Here is a 17,529-nt window from a genome sequence, read left to right as displayed (position 1 = left end):
ATGTGGGAGCGAGCCTGCTCGCGAATGCGTCAAGTCAGCCAACATCATCTTCGAGTGTTCCACCGCTTTCGCGAGCAGGCTCGCTCCCACAGGAGTGGTGTTCAGCCCGTCAGAACGCCATGCGCCATTGTCCCGCTACGCCATACGTTCGGCTGTCATTGCCCATTTCGCCCGTCAGGCCCACGCCCAGTGTGTGCACCGCCGAAAGACCAAGATCCAGCCCCGCATCTACTGACAGGCTATTCCGATCCAGCGCCGCGCCGGTCACTTCGAAAGGCTTGCCGCCCTTGCGCAGTTGCTGGCGGGTGTCGTTGTCGATCGTGCCGAAGGTATGTTTCCAGCCTGCGCTCAATCGCGGGGTCAAATGCATGCCGTTATCCAGCGAGTTGACCTGCGCTAGCCGCAGACCAAAAGTGCTGCTGAAGTTGTCGCGGGTCTGCCCGTGGATTTTCAGCGCGGCGTCGCCACCTTTTTCGTTGTAACTGTCGCGTTGATAGCGCTGATAGCCGAGGCTGGCGTAGGGCTCGAGGGTTACGCTATCCCGGCCCAGATTGAATCCGGCTTCGGCGAATGCCTGTTGAGTATTGGCGTCGTAGTTGCCCTTGAGGCGATCACTGAAACCCTTGAACGCCACCCGCCGTGTGCTGCTGCCGTGATGGCTGGCGTAGGTCGCGCCGAGGCGCAGTGACAGCGGGCCATCCTGACGCATGGCGTAGGCGCCGAGGTGCCAGCTGTCGAGGTCGCCGTCGTACTGGCGGGCATCGAGTTTGGTCTGCGATTTGCCACCGAGCAGGCCGACATGCCAGTGCTCGTCGAGTCGCCAGTCAGCGCCCATTACCAGACCCTGGGTGGCGTGTTTGAGGCTGCTGTCGAGATCGCGATCCACTTTGCCGCCGTGGCCCAGCGCTTGAATCCACACCCGACCGGAGTCTTTGTTGCCTGCGGCCTGACGAGGTGAACCGCGCGAGCCGTAGGTCGAGGCGGAATGATTGTCCAGCTGCCGCATTGCCGAAAGCATGCTCGCACTTACCGGCGTGATACTGCTCAGCGTGGCTTTGGCGAGATTGGCATTGCTGCCTGCGGCAAGTTGATCGAGGGCGACGGGCGCGGTGGTTTTATCGCTGGTCAGCAGTGCGGCGACGGCCCTGTTGGTGCCGATATCGAAAGCTCGAGTGGAAGCCCCTCGATTATCCATGCTCTGCGCAATCGAACGACCACTGCGCGTTTGGGCCAGGTCTTCGAACCCTACAGCGTTGCGCACGTAGTGCAGCTTCACGGCGTTTGGCTCATAGGAAAGCGTGGGCTTCATGTAGGCCAGATTGGTGGTGACCTCTCCGAACTCGCCATCAATGACGTTTGCAGACAGCAGCCGGTACTCATTGATACGAGCGTAGTCGCCCGGTACGCCGTAAATCTCGACACGCGCACCTCCCAGGCTAGCGGTGCCCTGAACATGCACGGGATCTGATCCGCGGTCGGCAGATACGGCGTAAGAAAACACCGCGTCCTGATGGAGCGTCAGATTGCCCTTGATATTGGGAGAGCCGTGTTGCTGGCTGGCAAGCAGTGTTCCTGCAACATACAGCCCCGTCACGTGTCCATAACCGCCAAACACCGCTCCCGGGTCGACATCGACACCATTGATCGATGCGTAGTTGAGCAGCACTGCGTCCGCTTTGACGTCGGCATCACCCTCGAAAGCGTGACGCAGGGTCCACTGCCCACGTGCGATTCGCATGGCCGAGAAATTGCGTGTTTTGCCGATCTCGCCGCCCTCCGCAGCATTGAACAACAGCCCGTTCGCACCTTCGCCGCCGTCCAGTAGACCGTCCCAACGGGCGCCCTTATTGATCACCAGCAAGTCATCTCCATGGCCCAGTTGCAGGGATACGCCGCCGACATTCTCGAGCGGGCTCGAGACAAAAGAGCGCTGCGTAGTGACCGCCAACATGTCGCGTTCAAACGGGTCGACGAGATCGAATTCCTCATCGCCGGTTTCCTCCACCACGAACTCCGGAAACTCCAACCCTTCATAAAAAGCCGGACTGAAATCCTCGATCGCAACCGTCGCGCGTATGGCATCGACCGAAGGCGCTTCAGAGGCCTGCCCGGGCGACGGAGAAGTGTGCTCCAGCGGGCCGATGAATTCCTTGATCGCAAACAAGTCATCAGGATCCGCTTTCGGCGCGGGTGTTTTCTTCTTTCGAGGCTTGGCGGTTTTGTCTTCGCTGATCTCTGCAGAAACCTGGACGTCAGGTTGCTGTTCGATGGACGCCTCGGCAGATCCGATCGTCAGCGCGATCGCCAGAGCGAGGTGATGGGGACGGTATTTGTGTAGGGCAGGCATCAAGTTCAACCTCCTTGTATGAGAGGCTCAACTCTATTGCTGCCTTGAAAAAAACGATGTCGGTCGGTTCCTGATGCTGTGCAGGCTACGTCGGATCGTTCTGTCGAAAATCCTCACGGGATTTCGCAAACAGAGCTTTTACGCAGCATCGCCGGTTCTTTTTCCTACGGCTTGGTACTGTTGGCGCATTCTTATCGGAATGAGGTCAGGCGCTTACCTGCATTATTTTGCATGCACCTTGCCAATGGCTAAGATAGAACTGCATTTTGTTGCAGAGATCCTGCAGCTGAAACTCCGCGAATGCACTATATTGCGTTTATTGACAGTTTTTTCGCGTTGAGCTGCATTTAAATGCATACGGAATCAACATGTACAACCTGACACTCCAGATCTTCACTGCCGGGCAATGGCACGACGCGATGACTCTTGATTTCGATGATCCGGAAAAAGGCTTCGAAAGCCGCTGCAGTTTTGGCTATGAAGCGGGCTATCTGGTCGAAAATATCGAGTTGATCGGGTCGCCTTTTTCCCAGGCCGTGAGTGCCCTGTATCCGCTGGATTGGGAAGGTCGGCGCGCGAAGACACCAGCCTTTGTCCACGATATCGCACCGGCAGGCGCAGCCAAGCGGTTTCTGCTCGCCCGCCTGGGTCAGGAAAGACCCGCCGAGATCAGCGCCGATCTGTTTCTGCTGGGTCGCAGTACACCGGCTCCCATTGGCAACATGCGAATAAAGGAATCGGCGGAAGCAGTTGATGAGAGGAAGCCGATCGGATTCAAGCGCGAGGAGGTCATTAGCCGCGACAACCGTTTTCTTGAATATGCCTACGAGCTGGGCGCGGCCATTGGTGGCGCGACGGGGGCAGGTGGTGAAGCTCCGAAGCTATTACTGGCAGAGAACAGCGCCGGGTTTCTGTATCCCGATGCGGTATTGGACGATGAAGAAGTGCGACAGCACTGGTTCGTGAAATTCGCCAGAAACAGGGGAGGGCAGACCGACCAGGACATCCTGCGCAGCGAATTCCATTACTACAAAGCGCTGCAGACATTGGGCATCGAAACGGTCGCGGCAGAAGGCCTGGCCTTGGAAGAGGCGAACAAACCGAGTTTGTGGATGCGGCGTTTTGATCGACAAGTGAAAGATGGGGCGGTGTCGCGTTTTGCCGTCGAATCGATTTATTCGCTGGCTGAAGTGACGACGCCAGGCAGCGCCATGAATCATCTGGAAGTGATCCGCATGCTCGCCGGGCTCTGGCGCAAAGCGGGTCAGGCCAGCCAGATTCCCGGCCTCGTCGCCGATTATCTGCGCCGCGACCTGATCAATAAAATCCTCGGAAACTCCGATAACCACGGTCGTAACACGGCGATCATCCGTCAAGAGAACGCTTTCCAGCTCGCGCCGATTTATGACCTCGCCCCGATGGTCATGGATGACGAAGGCGTGACTCGTACGACCAAATGGCCAAGAGAGTTGGAGCGGGCGGGAGATGTCGATTGGCGAGGTGTCTGCCGCGTATTGGCCGATAGCGCAGATCCGCACGATTCGTTGGCGGGGCTGGATGCCTCGGCGCTGTTCGAAGGCCTGCGCGCGGATGCCCGCCGTCTGGCCGCACTGCCGGATATTCTTGCGGCCAGCGGTTTGCCCGCCAGAACCATGAATCACCCGAGCGTTCACCTGAAAAACCTCGAGCAACGTTTGAAAGAGTGGGACCTGCAATGAGTCTGACCGTCCTCGAGCGCACGGCGCTCATCGAAAGCATTCAGCAATCACTGACCCAAGGCACTCTGGAAATCGGTGACGCCGTGCGCCGTTTACGGGTCGAAGTCACCGGTCTGCATCAGACTCAGTTCGCGAAGATGTGCAAGATTTCAGTGCGCACGCTGGTGCATATCGAACATGGCGAAGGCAATCAGACACTGAAGTCGCTGAACGCGGTGTTCCGCCCATTCGGCATGAAAATGGGCGTTGTGCGAATCCGCCGGGACACCGTTTGAATACCCTTCAGCCACGCCGCACATACGCCTTGCCGTAATGCCGCTCCATCCTTGCCTGAATCAGCTCCAGCCCGATCGACATCAGCCAGTAGATGATCGCCGCCGTGGTGAGCATTTCGATGTAGCGATAGCTTGAGCGGCCGTAGGACTGGGCGAGGAACATCACTTCCCAGACGCCCATTACCGAAATCAGCGACGAGTCCTTGAGCATCGAGATGAACTGGTTGGTGGTCGGCGGAATGATTGTGCGCATGGCCTGGGGCAGGGTGATGCGCCAGAAGATCACGCTTTCGCGCAGGCCCAGCGCCAGGGATGCTTCGCGTTGGCCGTGATCGACGCCGAGAATCCCGGCGCGGAAGATTTCGCTCAGGTAGGCGCCGTAATTCAGCGACAGGGCGATGATGCCGGCGACGATGGCGCCGGGCACGATGCCCAGTTGCGGCAAGCCGAGGTAGATCAGCAGGATCTGGATCAGCAGTGGCGTGCCACGGAAGAACGAGGTGTAGAAACTGGCGATGCCAAACGCCACGGCGCTGTTCGACAGGCGCGCCAGCGCGGTGATGAAACCGAGCAGCGACGAGGCGATGATCGAGCAGGCGCAGAGAAACAGGGTCAGCGCTGCGCCTTGCAGGAAGCCGTTCGGCGCCAGCTTCAGGCCAACCAGGTTGGGCAGCTTATCGAGGATGATCGCGAACTTCAGGTCGAAGCTGAGGAAGAATCCGGCGAACAGGCAGAACAGCGCCGCCCACGTCAGGTACAGGCGCGTACGGAAACCAAAGAGCTTTTGCAGGCGTGTTTCAGCCACCGGTTGCGGTGGCTGTGGCGGGGTCGGAAAGGAAGTCATTGGCTGATGTCGGCGCCGATCCATTTCTGCGACAGCTTGCTCAGGGTGCCGTCCTGTTTCAGCTGGGCAAACACCTCGCGCACCTTGGCGTCCCATTGCGGGTCACCCTTTTCGATGGCCACCGAATTGGGTTCCGAGTACAGCGGTTCGCCGGCCAGTTTGAAGCGCTTGTCCTGGTTCAGGCGCGGCTGCGCGGTGACCAGATTGGTGAGGATCGCATCCAGGCGCACGCCGGCGCCCAGGCCCAGATCCTGGAAGGCGACGTTGTCGGTGTCGTACGGAGCGATCTGCACATCCTCGAACGGATACTGCAACTGCGTATCCTCGGCGCCTTCGATGATCAGATTCTTGTTCAGGTAGCTTTCGTAGCTGGAGGCGCTGGTCAGGCCGACCTTTTTGCCGCTCAGATCCTTGGCGCTGTGGATGCGATCGTCCTTGGCGTTGACCACGATCACCGCTGGCGAAGCGTAATACTCGACCGGGAAGTCGAATACTTCGGCGCGGGCCTTGCTCGGGGTCATCGAGCAGATGCAGATGTCATAGCGCCCGCTCCAGCGGCCGGCGGCGATCACGTCCCAGGACGGCGTTTCCAGACGCAGCTTGACGCCGAGCTTATCCGCCACTGCTTTGGCAACGTCGACATCGAAACCGTCGAGTTGATTCTGCTCATTGAGAAACGAGAAGGGTGGATAGCTTTCCATGAGCACGCCGACCAGCTCTTTTTTCTGTTCGATACGGTCCAGCGTCGCGCCGCCGAAGGCTTGGGTGGAGGCCAGAATGGTCAGGCCCAGGGCCAATAGCGGTTGGAATTTCACAGTCGCGTCCTGTTGAAAAAAGAGGTTGTTATTAACCGAGTGGTGCGTATTAAATAGTTATAAGAACGACTCTGATAGTGAGTTATTTTCATAAGCATATGAGTGAAAAGCATATGGGCGCAGCGAACAGGGTCATTCTCGATGGCGGCATGGGCCGCGAGTTGCAACGCGCCGGCGCACCGTTTCGCCAACCGGAGTGGTCGGCACTGGCGCTGAGTGAAGCGCCGCAGGCGGTCGAGGCGGTGCATGCCGCGTACATCAACAGCGGCGCGGACGTAATCACCAGCAACAGTTACGCGGTGGTGCCGTTTCACATTGGCGAGGCGCGGTTTGCTGCTGAAGGCCAGGCGCTTGCGGCACTGGCGGGAGAACTGGCGCGGCGGGCGGTGCAGGCATCCGGCAAGCCAGTGCGTGTTGCCGGTTCGTTGCCGCCGCTGTTTGGTTCGTATCGTCCGGATCTGTTCGAAGCGGATCGCGTGACCGAGCTGCTGACGCCGCTGGTCAAGGGGCTGGCCCCGCATGTTGATCTGTGGCTGGCGGAAACCCAGAGTTCAATTATCGAGGCACGCGCCATTCACGCCGGGTTGCCGAAGGACGGCAAACCGTTCTGGCTGTCGTTCACCCTCAAGGATGAAGACACCGATGAAGTGCCGCGCCTGCGCTCCGGTGAGCCGGTAGCCGAAGCGGCTGCGCTGGCGGCTGAACTTGGCGTCGAGACCCTGCTGTTCAACTGCAGTCAGCCTGAAGTGATAGGCGCGGCCATCGACGCGGCGCGCGCAACCTTTGAGCGTCTCGGCGTCACGATCAATATCGGCGCCTATGCCAACGCGTTTCCTCCGCAACCGAAAGAAGCCACGGCCAACGACGGGCTCGACCCGTTGCGTGACGATCTCGATCCGCCGGGGTATCTGCACTGGGCGCTGGACTGGCAACAGCGCGGCGCCAGTCATCTGGGTGGCTGCTGCGGGATCGGCCCGGAGCACATTGCGGTGCTGGCGCAAGAACTGCGTCGTTAAGAAAAACCCCGCCAATTGTGGGAGCGAGCCTGCTCGCGAAAGCGGTCGGTCAGTCAATATTTCAGTGACTGACACAGCGCCTTCGCGAGCAGGCTCGCTCCCACAGGTGCTTTGTGACGATCAGCTACGGCACTCGGCCAAGCCTTTCACCTGGCCATCAGGCGTCTGGTTTTCATCGCTGAGCCAGCGCTCGAACCCGGCACCAATCGCTGGCCATTCCGAATCCAGAATCGAATACCACGCGGTATCGCGGTTCTGGCCCTTGACCACCATGTGCTGGCGGAACACCCCTTCGAAGCTGAAGCCCAGACGCTCGGCCGCGTATTTGGAGCGGGCGTTGCCGTTGTTGCACTTCCATTCCAGGCGCCGGTAACCCAGCTCGAACGAATACTTGGCCAGCAGGTACACCGCCTCGGTGCTTTTCGGCGAGCGCTGCATCGGCGCACCGAAAGTGACGTGGCCGATCTCGATGCGACCCTGCGCCGGGACGATCGACATCAGGCTGAGGATGCCTTGGACCTGACCAGTCGCACGGTCGATGACGCTGAAGAAATACGGGTCGCTGTTGGCCGCATGATTGTTCAGCCAGTCGTTGAACGCGCTGCGCTCGGGAAACGGCCCGTAAGGCAAGTAATCCCAGAGCTTCGGATCAGCACCCGGCCCTTCGAGGGCGGCGTAAAGCTGCTCGGCATGGCGCGCCGGGTCGAGCTTTTCCAGGCGGATGAAACGGCCTTCGAGCAGGGTGGCGGAGGGGGCGGGGACGCCTTTCCAGTCAGCGAGTGAAGCGGTCATGTGCGCGTCTCCTTAAAGGGCTTTACGAAACTGAATGAATCCCGGACGTTCGGCAATGCGCTCGTAGAGCTGGATCGCCGTTGCATTGGTTTCGTGGGTCAGCCAGTGGACTTTGCAGCAACCATCGGCTTTGGCGGTAGCGTAGACATGCTCAATCAACAGCCGACCGACACCGGTGCCACGGGACTCGGGCACCACCAGCAGATCCTGCAGATAACAGGAGTTTTCGATGCTCCAGTTCGAGCGATGATAGATGTAATGCACCATGCCCAGCGCTTTGCCATCGGCCCACGCGAGGGCGGCGTGGGTCGGTTCATTCGGGTCGAGAAAACGCTGCCAAGTGCTTTGGGTGACAGCGTCCGGCAGTTCCGTGTTGTAGAAGCGCAAATAGGCTTGCCACAACGGCAGCCAAGCGGCGTGGTCGTTGGCGCTGACCGGGCGAATATCGATCTGAGTCATGCGGATTTCCTTAGCGCATCAGGCGGGCGAGGGTTTGATCGTTGGCGTCGGGGCTGGCGGCAAGGCCTTCGCGCACCCCGGCAATATCTTCGGCGCTGCGGTTCTGGCTGAGCTTGCGTTTGCCCTCGAGGCGGTCGATGGGAATGGCAAAACCGACGATGGCCTTGAGCATGGTGTCGATGTAATCGGCCGGCGCATCGTCCACCGACCACGGCTGGGCACGGCCTGCCTCGTGACGGTCGGTGAGGGTGCTGACAATGTCGAGCAACCGGCCGCCGTCGTTGAAGGTTTCAGCGTGGCCGTAGGCGTGCACGGCGATGTAGTTCCAGGTCGGCACGACCTTGCCGTGCTCGGCCTTGCTCGGATAGAAGCCCGGGCTGACGTAGGCGTCGGGTCCGGCGAAAATCAGCATGGCCTCGGCGCCGTCACGCAGGTCTTTCCATTGCGGATTGGCCTTGGCCAGATGGCCGTAGAGCGTGCCGTATTCGCCCTGTTCGCGATGCAGCAGCACCGGCACATGACTGGCTTGCAATCCGCTCTCACCGTGGCTGACCAGAATGGCCAGGCGAGTGGCGAGGATCAGTTCGTGCAGTTGGGACAGGTCTTCGATGGCAAAGGCGCGTGGCGTGTACATGGACAGATTTTCCTTGGCGAATGCCTGCATCGTAGGCAGGCTATTGGTCCGTTGTAAGAGCCATTGTCGAGCCATTTCATAGGTCCATTCGCCATGCCTGATCTGCCACCGCTGTCGATGCCTTTCAATCCGGCCGGGATCGAGCTTGATCGCCGTCAAGGCTTGAGCCGCCAGCTTTATCAAGCGTTGCGCCTGCGTGTACTCGATGGGCGTCTGGCCAGTGGAACAAGATTGCCGGCCAGCCGTGACTTGGCCTCGGCACTTGGAATTTCTCGCAACAGTGTGGTGCGCGCCTACGATCAGTTGTATGCCGAGGGCTTTATCGAGGGGCGAGTGGGTGACGGCACTTATGTCGCGCAACTGGCTCAGGCATCGACACCAAAGAAAAAACTATCCACAAATCCATCCACAGGCTTGTCAACAGGCTTACCCACAGCCTTATCCACAAATTGGCTGGATTTGCCTGTGAATTCATCCAGTAAAGTTATCCACAGTGGCGGTTTTTCTCGTATTGAAAAGCACCATTTGGCCCGACCTCCGAGTGGTCCGCCACGAGCTTTTCGCGTGGGTGTTCCGGCTTTCGATCTGTTCCCGTTCGAGGTCTGGGCCAAGCTGAACGCGGCTTTCTGGCGCAAACCGGATTTGCAGCAACTGTGTTACGGCGATTCAGCGGGTGATGCTCGACTGCGCGGCATGATCGCTGCTTATTTGCGCAGTTCGCGTGGCATGCAGTGTACGGCTGAGCAGATTGTGATCACCAGTGGCGCGCAGCAGGGCATCAGCCTTTGTGCACAGCTGCTGGTCGAGCCGGGAGATGGCGTGGCGATCGAGAATCCGGGCTATCGCGCCGCTGGGCATGCCTTCGCTGTAGCGGGGGCGAAACTGCATGGCGTGGCGGTGGACAGCGACGGTATCGATTGCAGCGCAATGGCTGGACTCACTGACTGCCGCGTGGTCTACGTCACACCCTCGCATCAGTACCCGACCGGTGTGGTCATGAGTCTGGCCCGGCGCCTTGAATTACTCACCTGGGCCGAGCGTGTCGGCGGCTGGATCGTCGAAGATGACTATGACGGCGAATACCGCTACAGCGGCGCACCGCTAGCGCCGCTGGCGTCGCTTGATCGTCAGGGCCGCGTGCTCTATGTCGGCACATTTGGCAAAGTCGCCTTTCCGGCGCTGCGTCTTGGCTACCTGGTCTTGCCGCCAGCACTGGTCGACGCGTTCTCGCAACGGCGCGCGGTGGATGTGCGGCACTCGGAAGTCAGCACGCAAGCGGTGATGGCCGAGTTCATGGCTGCCGGGCATTTTCAGCGGCATATCCGCCGCATGCGCCGGGCTGCGCTGAGCCGGCGCAACTGCCTGCTCGAAGGCTGGCCGACGGCGATCGCCGGTGTCGGCCGGTTGCCTGCCGTGTCTGCCGGGTTGCACCTGACCGTGCCGGTCGGCAGCGTCGAGCGCGAGCAACAACTGATCGCGCAAGCCGCTGATGTCGATGTCGAGATCAACGGCTTGAGCAGTTACTGGCTACCGGATTCGTCCACGGCCATGGATCAGCGCGCGGGACTGGTGCTGGGTTTTGCCGCCGTGCCGGAGCCTGCGATCAGAACGGCGCTGACGCGGTTGCGACAGGCGTGGCGGGAGTGAAGAACAGTGCCTCGGCCGAGCGACTGGAAATCTCGCTGCGATGGATCTGGATCAGCGCCTGATTATCCAGAAGACCCGGCGCGTAAGCGCCACCCATTCGTTGTTGAGCGACTGTTTTCATGTGTCCGCGCACGAAGGCTCCAACGGTGGCGCCGACGCTGCTGTAGTGGAAGTGCGCGTAGCAAAGGACCTTGGCGGTGTGAGCATCACGAACCTCATATTCGTCGAGAAAGTCATGCTCATGGCGGCGCAGACGACGTCGGGTCAGGATTTTGGAGATCTTCACTTCCCCCTTGTCCTTGAGCCACTGGACCCCGGCCGCCGTCGGCGGTTGCTGCTTGACCAGCCGGATACGCGTGCTGGTGCCTTTTTCCTCCAGCGTCTTTGCCGCTTTGTCGAGCGCGTGGTTGAGCGTTTCAGAGGGTTCACGCAGGCTGGCGGTGAGGTTGCTGGCGGTCAGCGCCTCATCGATCGCGGCATTGGCTTTGCGCAGCAGCGCGGCCTGGTTGTGATATTCCTCTTCGACCTCCACGGGAATCCGCGAGCCACGTTTGAGGCGCGCCTCGATGCGCCGGTGAAATGCGGCCAGACCGTCAATCAGCGCCTGACCTTCGGTTACGGCTTTACTCAGGCTTACCGCGACTGTCGGCGGTGTCGCTGGCGCCGTGCGTTGCTCCACCCAGAGACCGGGGGTTTGCTCTTCGAACGTAGCGATGACGCCTGTCAGGCTGGAGCGTACTTCGATCAGATCGGTGTCGTGTCCGTCGAGACTCTTTTTTCGTTCGCCAACCAGCGTACCCCTTGATCGGGTCTGAATGATCCGTCGATTCGAGGATGACGCCGAGGGTCGCGACGAGCCGGCCTGCGGCACTAGCAGATGCCGGTAGCGCAGCAGCTCGGCCAGTTTGCTGTCAGCGCTGGCCTTGAACGCGAGCACGCGCGTCTGCACTCGCTTGAGTCGGTCCAGGTAAATGTGTTCAGGGTACTCGATGAGCAGATCATCGAAGCGCCGGTCGACGGCGGAGAACTGTTCGCTGACGTTACTCAGGGCGTCGATTCGATCTCGCAGATTGCTCAGGCTTTCATCAGCGCTCAGGTCAAGCGAACTCTGGATATTGAGCGCGGCATCGGCGATCACGTTGGCCAGTGCATGATAGGCGTCCGTGTGGAGCTGGGTGTCGCCGGGCTTGATGCAGACTTCCTGACCCAGACTGATCTGCAATTGCTTGAGCTCGGTCACCGAGTAATCCGGCCAGGCGTCCTTATAGTCGCGCATTGCCTCGACGGCTTCTTTTCCCAACAGGGTCATGTCATTGAAGCAGCTCTGTGCCGCCTCCATTTTTTCGATGATGCCTTCGGTGATATCAGACATTTCCAGGTAAGGCCGAACAGATGCATCTGATCCTGATCCGGTGTCGACGCCGGCCATGGTCTGCATCGCCAGGACGCGCCGCTGAAAATCCGTTGAATGCTGCTCAAGCCACTCATGCCCAATGAGCAGCTGCATCTGCAGGCGCTCGCTCATCACGGTGCGATAGTTGGGAATGGGCTCCTTGAGATTGAGCTCCTTGATCAACTGGATGTTGGCTGCGTATTCCTTGTGTTGCGCTTCCAGGGTGTCGATATAACGGCTGCGAGCCTCTACCTGATCCTGTGAGGACGCTTCGCGCAGAGCGGTGCGATCCGCTTCGAGACGGGTTTGCCTGGTTGGCAGGATTTTTTCGAACACGATGTTTTTGTCGTATAAAGCTTTCGCATCTTTCTCCCGGCTTCCTCGCGCTACCCGGCGAACGCTCTCCAGACCACCAGCACGCAGGCGCAGACGCAGATCTATGACCCATTCACCGCCGGCGGTACGCGCCAGTGTCGGGCCGGCACGTTGTGGTTGCCGGCCTGAATCGATGATCTGTACCTGACCCTGCTCATTGCGCGTGACTTCGAACCACCGCTCGCCAACCTGTGCGAACCATTTTTTCTGGAGTTCATACAGGCCTCGATGCGCACCTTCGCGGGCGGCTGCGCCCAGGCCTTTGGGTTTGTCGACCTTGAACGCGTCGAGAAGCGCGGCAAGCGCTGCCGGGGAACGTTTCAGTGCGGTGACGATGTCGATGGACGTGGTGTGGGCGCTGGGCAACTCGCCGCTGCCCAGGTCTGGCAGGCGCAACGCTTTGACAACCTTGCCGACGGGATTCACCGTGGTCGTTGGTTCCTCTATCGCAGCGATGGATTTCAATTCCGGTGCGGCGCTGACCGCCGCACGGTGCGCCAGGACCATGCCCAACGCGAGAAGGATGTCGGCAATCGCAGTCCAGGCGATCTTGCCGGACGATTCATTGGCCACGTCAGTGACTTCCTGCAAATCGTCCATGATCTGCCAGATCCACGCTGCCGCGCCGACGCTGCGGCCCAGGAATGGCAGGGCGGCGTTGAGCATCAACCAGCCGCCCTGTTTGAGCGTTGCCCAGCGAGCCTCGGCATCGGAGACCGATTGCCGGTCGGCCTGCGTAATGAGGGCCTGTACGTTGTTTTCATGCAACGTCGCCGGTACATCGCGGGCTATCACCTCAGTGCCCAGCTCGACGGGGCCGGACATATCGAGCGCGGTGGTGGGATTGACCAGTAATTGCGGGATCGTCCACACCGACGGCAGCCTCGCGGTAAAGACGAACTGGCTGTAGTTGAAGCGTACGTCTTCCGGCAGCCAGGCCAATACCGAGTCGCGCAAATGCCGCGAGTGCTGGATCGCATAGAGCAGATTGGCGTGCCCCGGATATTGCAGCAGTGCCATGTCGAACAACGGGCGATAGAGCACGCATGGCCCTTTGTTCGCTTCGCGCGGACCGATGACGTACATGTTGGCGACGCGGTCAGCGGTCGAGCTGCTGCGACGAGCAATGAACGCCAACGGCCGAATGACGATTTCCTCGCCGTCGACATGGCGTTCCGCATCCGTCGTGGCCAGTGCTGCCACTACGTATCGATAACCCGTTTCATCAATGCCGGCCTTGTGCTGAATCTTGTGTTGCAACGCCAGCAGCGGCAGCTCGATGCGCAGCTGGCTGGTGTACAGCGTTTGCAGCGCCGATGCTTGTTCTGCGTCGTCGATCAGCAGCGCCTTCAAGTGCGCCGGGTAGGTCTTGCCAATGTCGACAGTGCTGACCAGCTTTTCCAGGCAGGCCACCGTCATCCAGTCGGGCAAGGCGCCGCCGCTCTTGTAGCGCACGGTCTTGTTGCCCAGTGGCAGTCCTGCGAGGTTTTGCAAGGCCAGTTCCAGCAGGGTCAGGGTTTGCGTCTGAGTGTGACCCGGCAACACGAACGTGCCCCAGACCACCAGGCTGGTGATGGTGATTTCAATGTCATCGATCTTGATGTCTTTCGCGCCTGGCTGTTCCTTGAGCAGCTGCTGCTTGAGGGCGTTACGGGCGAAGGTCTGCAGGCTGACGACCTCATCCTGAAAGGACTTGCCGTGGTTTTCGTGATGCACCGTTGTCAGGTTCAGCAGGTGTCGGCTGTAGCGGGTCTGGTCCATGGGCAAAGCGTCGTTCAGCCAGTCCGGCAGCATCGGACGCAGACGTTCGAAGTGTGGTTCCAGGCGCGCTGGCGGTTGCGCGGGTTTGCCGGCCGTGCCGGTATGCGGATAGACCCGGTTGAGCGGCGAATCCTGGAAAAAACTGATCTCGCCCAGAGCGTCGGCCTCCAGTGAAATCAGGGCGCAGGCCTGATGGTCGAAGAAATTGCCCTGCGGTTCGACCAGTCGCCATTTGAGGTCTTCGCCCGCTGTAGTTGAACCGAAACGTTGCAGCAGATCTGCGCCGAGCTCTTGCAGCGAGTCGAAGTGCTGAAAACCCTGGGTCACGGCGTAGGTGAGGATCAGCGTGCGCTGTGCAACCGTGCCGATCAGGACCGCTGTGTCGAGCAGGGCACAGTGCTCCCGCTGATCGCCGTCTCCCCGGTCAAGATCAATCAGGCATGCTCGGACCGCATATGGGGCGGGCGCCAGCCGCTGTTGCGGATCGGGTTCGGTGTACACCGCCAGAGCCATGGCGATCTGATCGGCGTCCCAGCCAAGGCTTGAATCCGGCTGCCACAAGTTGCGCAACGCTTGCGACAGCTGTTGCCAGCGCGGCTGCCCGGGATAGGTGAACTCGTCCCAGTAATCAACGTGCTGTTCCTTGTAAGCAATGAACAGTAGCGGTGCCAGTTCATTGAGCAGCAACCCGATGGCATCGATCCGCACCGGCAGTTTCACGGCTGCCGGCCAACCGGGTTGCTGGGTCAGATAATCTTCACCATCAAGGTACGTTACGGTCGTGCCGGACAGACCCAGACGCACCAGTGCATCGGTCAGCGATTCGACCTTCGGGCGACCGGAGACGACTTCCTCGCCCTCGATGATCCACGCAGGCTGCACGACCATGGTCAGGCGCGGGTCAATGTCCAGGTTCGGATACAGGGTTCTGAGGGACTGGCGCAGCGTTTTCGTAGCGACTTCGCGAAGCGAAGGGCCGGTGACCAGTTGGGTGACGATATCGACGGCACTGGCTTTAGGGATTTCGGGCATGGCGATTCCTGCTCTGTCGGCGCGCCGGAAGGGCGACGGATCAGCGCAAGGTAAAAGGCGCGCCGCTTGGGCGTGCGGTACATAGATCTGTCAGGCAAAAAAAGACCCGCGTGTGCGGGTCTCCGTGCAAGGGGCGGGTGTCAGGTCCCGGATTTGATTTTGGTCCAGGCCCGCGTGCGCGCCCGTTCGGCATCCCGCGGCAGCGGCTGCAAGGTGTAGAGCGTGCTCATTGCCGCATCGGTCGGATACAGGTTCGGGTTGTTGCGAATGGCTGGATCGACCAGCCCGGTGGCGTCCTTGTTCGGGTTTGGATAACCGACAAAGTCGCTGACCGGGGCAATCACCGCAGGTTGCAGCAGATAGTTGATGAAGGTGTAGGCGTCTTCGGTGTTCTTCGCGCCCTTGGGAATCGCGAGCATGTCGAACCAGATCGGTGCGCCTTCTTTGGGCAAGCGCATATCGACCACCACGCCGTTTTTCGCTTCCTTGGCGCGGTTGGCCGCTTGCGAGAAGCTGCCGGAATAGCCGACGGCCACGCAGATGTCGCCGTTGGCAATGTCGGCCATGTACTTGGAAGAATGGAAGTACGTCACATAAGGGCGGATTTTCATCAGCAGCGCTTCGGCCTTGGCGTAATCCGCTGGCTTCTTGCTGTTGGGGTCGAGGCCGAGGTGTTGCAGAGCCAGCGGCAGAATCTCCGACGGCGAGTCGAGCAGGGCGACGCCACACTGCTTGAGCTTGCTGATGTTTTCCTCTTTGAAGATCAGGTCCCAACTGTCCACCGGCGCGTTGTCGCCCAGGGCCGCCTTGATCTTGGCCGGGTTGAAACCAATCAGGATGGTGCCGTACATGTACGGCACGGCGAACTTGTTCCCCGGATCATTGGCCTCGATCAGCTTCATCAGTTTCGGATCGAGGTGATTCCAGTTCGGCAATTTGCTGCGATCCAGCGGCTGGAACACCCCGGCCTCGATTTGCTTGGCGAGGAACACGTTGGACGGCACCACCACGTCATAGCCTGAGTTGCCGGTGAGCAGCTTGGCCTCGAGTGCTTCGTTGGTGTCGAAGATGTCGTAGATCAGTTTGGTCTGGCTGTTCTGTGCCTTGAAGTCGTCCAGCGCCTTGGGCGTGATGTAGTCGAACCAGTTGTAGACGCGCAGCGTGCGTTCTTCGGCGTGGGCGCCAGCGCTTAGCAGAGCCGCGCACAGCGCCGAGGCGATCAGTCGCTTTTTCATTGTTCAAAACCTTCCAGCACGTTCACCGCGTTGATGCCGATCTCTTCTACCGCGTAGCCGCCTTCCATGACGAACAGGGTCGGTTTGCCGAGGGCGGCGATGCGCTTGCCCATGGCCAGGTAATCCGGGCTGTCGAGTTTGAACTGCGAGATCGGATCGTCCTTGAACGTGTCGACGCCGAGGGAGACGACGATGATGTCCGCGCCGTAACTGTCGATCTCGTCGCAGGCCTGATCCAGCGCCGCGCTCCACACATCCCAGCCGGAACCGGCCGGCAGCGGATAGTTGAAATTGAAACCTTCACCGGCGCCTTCGCCGCGCTCGTCGTCGTAACCGAGGAAGAATGGAAACTCCGCTTCCGGGTGCCCGTGGATCGAAGTGAACAGCACGTCGCTGCGTTCGTAGAAAATCGACTGGGTGCCGTTGCCATGGTGGTAGTCGACGTCGAGGATCGCGACTTTCTTGTGGCCCTGATCGAGGAAGGCCTGAGCGGCGATGGCGGCGTTGTTGAGGTAGCAATAACCGCCCATCAAGTCGCTGGCGGCGTGATGTCCCGGCGGACGGCAGAGGGCGAAGGCTGCGCGTGCGCCACCCTGGATTTCAGCTTGCGCGGTGAGCGCCACTTGCGCCGCGCTGTAGGCTGCTTGCCAAGTGCCGGCGGTAATCGGCGCGCCGCCGTCGAAGCTGTAATAACCGAGCTGGCCATGCAGGCTGGTCGGTTTGATCGCACGCAGCGTGCGCGCCGGCCAGGTGTAGGGCAGCAAGTCGCCGTCAGTGTTGAACTCGGTCCAGCGTTGCCATGCACCTTTGAAAAATTCCAGATAGTCACGGCTGTGAATGCGCGCGATCGGCTCCACCCCGAAATCCTTCGGCGCTTCGACCGCACCGAGGTTTTGCTTGTACACGCGTTGCAGCACATGGTCGGCACGCGACGGCATCTCGAAGCACGGCTTGAGCTGGCCATCGATAAGTTCGCAACGGCCATGGTGCAAGTGGTGATCGTCTGAGTAGATCGTCAGCATTTGTTGTTCTCCGCAAGGCTGATTCGGTGGTCTTCAGTGTTGCGGCGCAAGTTGAATCGGAGAACGTCGGGAGCGGCCAAAAGGGGATCGATATGGCCAAAAGCTCTGACCGAAATTCGCCCCTAACAACCGAAAGATCGCAGCCTTCGGCAGCTCACCGATCC

The 17,529-nt window shown here is 60.1% G+C and carries 13 protein-coding genes; 4 read left to right on the top strand and 9 right to left on the bottom strand.

From position 1 onward, the window contains the following. Positions 1-109 precede the first annotated feature (109 nt). Positions 110-2,347: an autotransporter outer membrane beta-barrel domain-containing protein gene (locus PspCFBP13508_RS11190; protein WP_241669507.1), complete on the bottom strand. Its 2,238-nt coding sequence runs from the start codon at positions 2,345-2,347 to the stop codon at positions 110-112. A gap of 368 nt (positions 2,348-2,715) precedes the next feature. Between PspCFBP13508_RS11190 and PspCFBP13508_RS11185 the strand changes: the two genes are divergently transcribed. Together PspCFBP13508_RS11185 and PspCFBP13508_RS11180 are read left to right on the top strand one after the other, a co-directional pair. Next, positions 2,716-4,065, top strand: coding sequence for a HipA domain-containing protein (locus PspCFBP13508_RS11185; protein ID WP_137214452.1), 1,350 nt, complete (start codon positions 2,716-2,718; stop codon positions 4,063-4,065). Continuing rightward, positions 4,062-4,340, top strand: coding sequence for a helix-turn-helix transcriptional regulator (locus PspCFBP13508_RS11180; protein ID WP_122506266.1), 279 nt, complete (start codon positions 4,062-4,064; stop codon positions 4,338-4,340). Before PspCFBP13508_RS11185 ends, PspCFBP13508_RS11180 begins: the two co-directional genes overlap by 4 nt. Before the next feature lie 7 nt (positions 4,341-4,347). On the opposite strand, the gene PspCFBP13508_RS11175 is transcribed toward PspCFBP13508_RS11180, so the two are convergent. After that, complete coding sequence (locus PspCFBP13508_RS11175) at positions 4,348-5,184, bottom strand: amino acid ABC transporter permease (protein WP_016772457.1); 837 nt, start codon at positions 5,182-5,184, stop codon at positions 4,348-4,350. After that, entirely contained in the window at positions 5,181-5,999 is an 819-nt protein-coding gene (locus PspCFBP13508_RS11170) for an ABC transporter substrate-binding protein (protein WP_137214451.1), read from the bottom strand. The genes PspCFBP13508_RS11175 and PspCFBP13508_RS11170 overlap by 4 nt, the downstream gene beginning before the upstream one ends. A gap of 113 nt (positions 6,000-6,112) precedes the next feature. Between PspCFBP13508_RS11170 and PspCFBP13508_RS11165 the strand changes: the two genes are divergently transcribed. Further along, on the top strand, positions 6,113-7,015 hold the full coding sequence (locus tag PspCFBP13508_RS11165; protein WP_137214450.1) for a homocysteine S-methyltransferase family protein: 903 nt from the start codon (positions 6,113-6,115) through the stop codon (positions 7,013-7,015). A 120-nt stretch (positions 7,016-7,135) separates the two neighbouring features. On the opposite strand, the gene PspCFBP13508_RS11160 is transcribed toward PspCFBP13508_RS11165, so the two are convergent. The 3 genes from PspCFBP13508_RS11160 to PspCFBP13508_RS11150 are packed head-to-tail and all read right to left on the bottom strand — an operon-like array spanning position 7,136 to position 8,900. Next, positions 7,136-7,807: a GNAT family protein gene (locus PspCFBP13508_RS11160; RefSeq protein ID WP_130911483.1), complete on the bottom strand. Its 672-nt coding sequence runs from the start codon at positions 7,805-7,807 to the stop codon at positions 7,136-7,138. Positions 7,808-7,819: 12 nt separating this feature from the next. Beyond that, positions 7,820-8,266, bottom strand: coding sequence for a GNAT family N-acetyltransferase (locus tag PspCFBP13508_RS11155; protein ID WP_137214449.1), 447 nt, complete (start codon positions 8,264-8,266; stop codon positions 7,820-7,822). A 10-nt stretch (positions 8,267-8,276) separates the two neighbouring features. Beyond that, positions 8,277-8,900 carry an FMN-binding negative transcriptional regulator gene (locus tag PspCFBP13508_RS11150; protein ID WP_137214448.1) on the bottom strand — a complete coding sequence of 208 codons (624 nt, stop codon included), beginning with the start codon at positions 8,898-8,900 and terminating at the stop codon, positions 8,277-8,279. A 93-nt stretch (positions 8,901-8,993) separates the two neighbouring features. Between PspCFBP13508_RS11150 and PspCFBP13508_RS11145 the strand changes: the two genes are divergently transcribed. After that, positions 8,994-10,547: a PLP-dependent aminotransferase family protein gene (locus tag PspCFBP13508_RS11145; protein ID WP_137214447.1), complete on the top strand. Its 1,554-nt coding sequence runs from the start codon at positions 8,994-8,996 to the stop codon at positions 10,545-10,547. On the opposite strand, the gene PspCFBP13508_RS11140 is transcribed toward PspCFBP13508_RS11145, so the two are convergent. The 3 genes from PspCFBP13508_RS11140 to PspCFBP13508_RS11130 form a co-directional block, all read right to left on the bottom strand. After that, positions 10,504-15,108 carry a DUF6543 domain-containing protein gene (locus PspCFBP13508_RS11140; RefSeq protein ID WP_137214446.1) on the bottom strand — a complete coding sequence of 1,535 codons (4,605 nt, stop codon included), beginning with the start codon at positions 15,106-15,108 and terminating at the stop codon, positions 10,504-10,506. The genes PspCFBP13508_RS11145 and PspCFBP13508_RS11140 overlap by 44 nt on opposite strands. A 140-nt stretch (positions 15,109-15,248) precedes the next feature. Continuing rightward, entirely contained in the window at positions 15,249-16,343 is a 1,095-nt protein-coding gene (locus PspCFBP13508_RS11135) for a polyamine ABC transporter substrate-binding protein (RefSeq protein WP_122705509.1), read from the bottom strand. Beyond that, the gene (locus PspCFBP13508_RS11130) at positions 16,340-17,365 is read right to left on the bottom strand and encodes a histone deacetylase family protein (RefSeq protein WP_137214445.1); all 1,026 of its coding nucleotides are present in this window, start codon (positions 17,363-17,365) and stop codon (positions 16,340-16,342) included. Before PspCFBP13508_RS11130 ends, PspCFBP13508_RS11135 begins: the two co-directional genes overlap by 4 nt. Positions 17,366-17,529: the final 164 nt, after the last annotated feature.

It is taken from the genome of Pseudomonas sp. CFBP13508 (genome assembly GCF_005233515.1).
Classification (GTDB): Bacteria; Pseudomonadota; Gammaproteobacteria; order Pseudomonadales; family Pseudomonadaceae; genus Aquipseudomonas; species Aquipseudomonas mercuritolerans.
The sequence above is the reverse complement of the archived record's forward strand: the minus strand, read 5'-3'. Positions and strand labels throughout refer to the sequence as shown.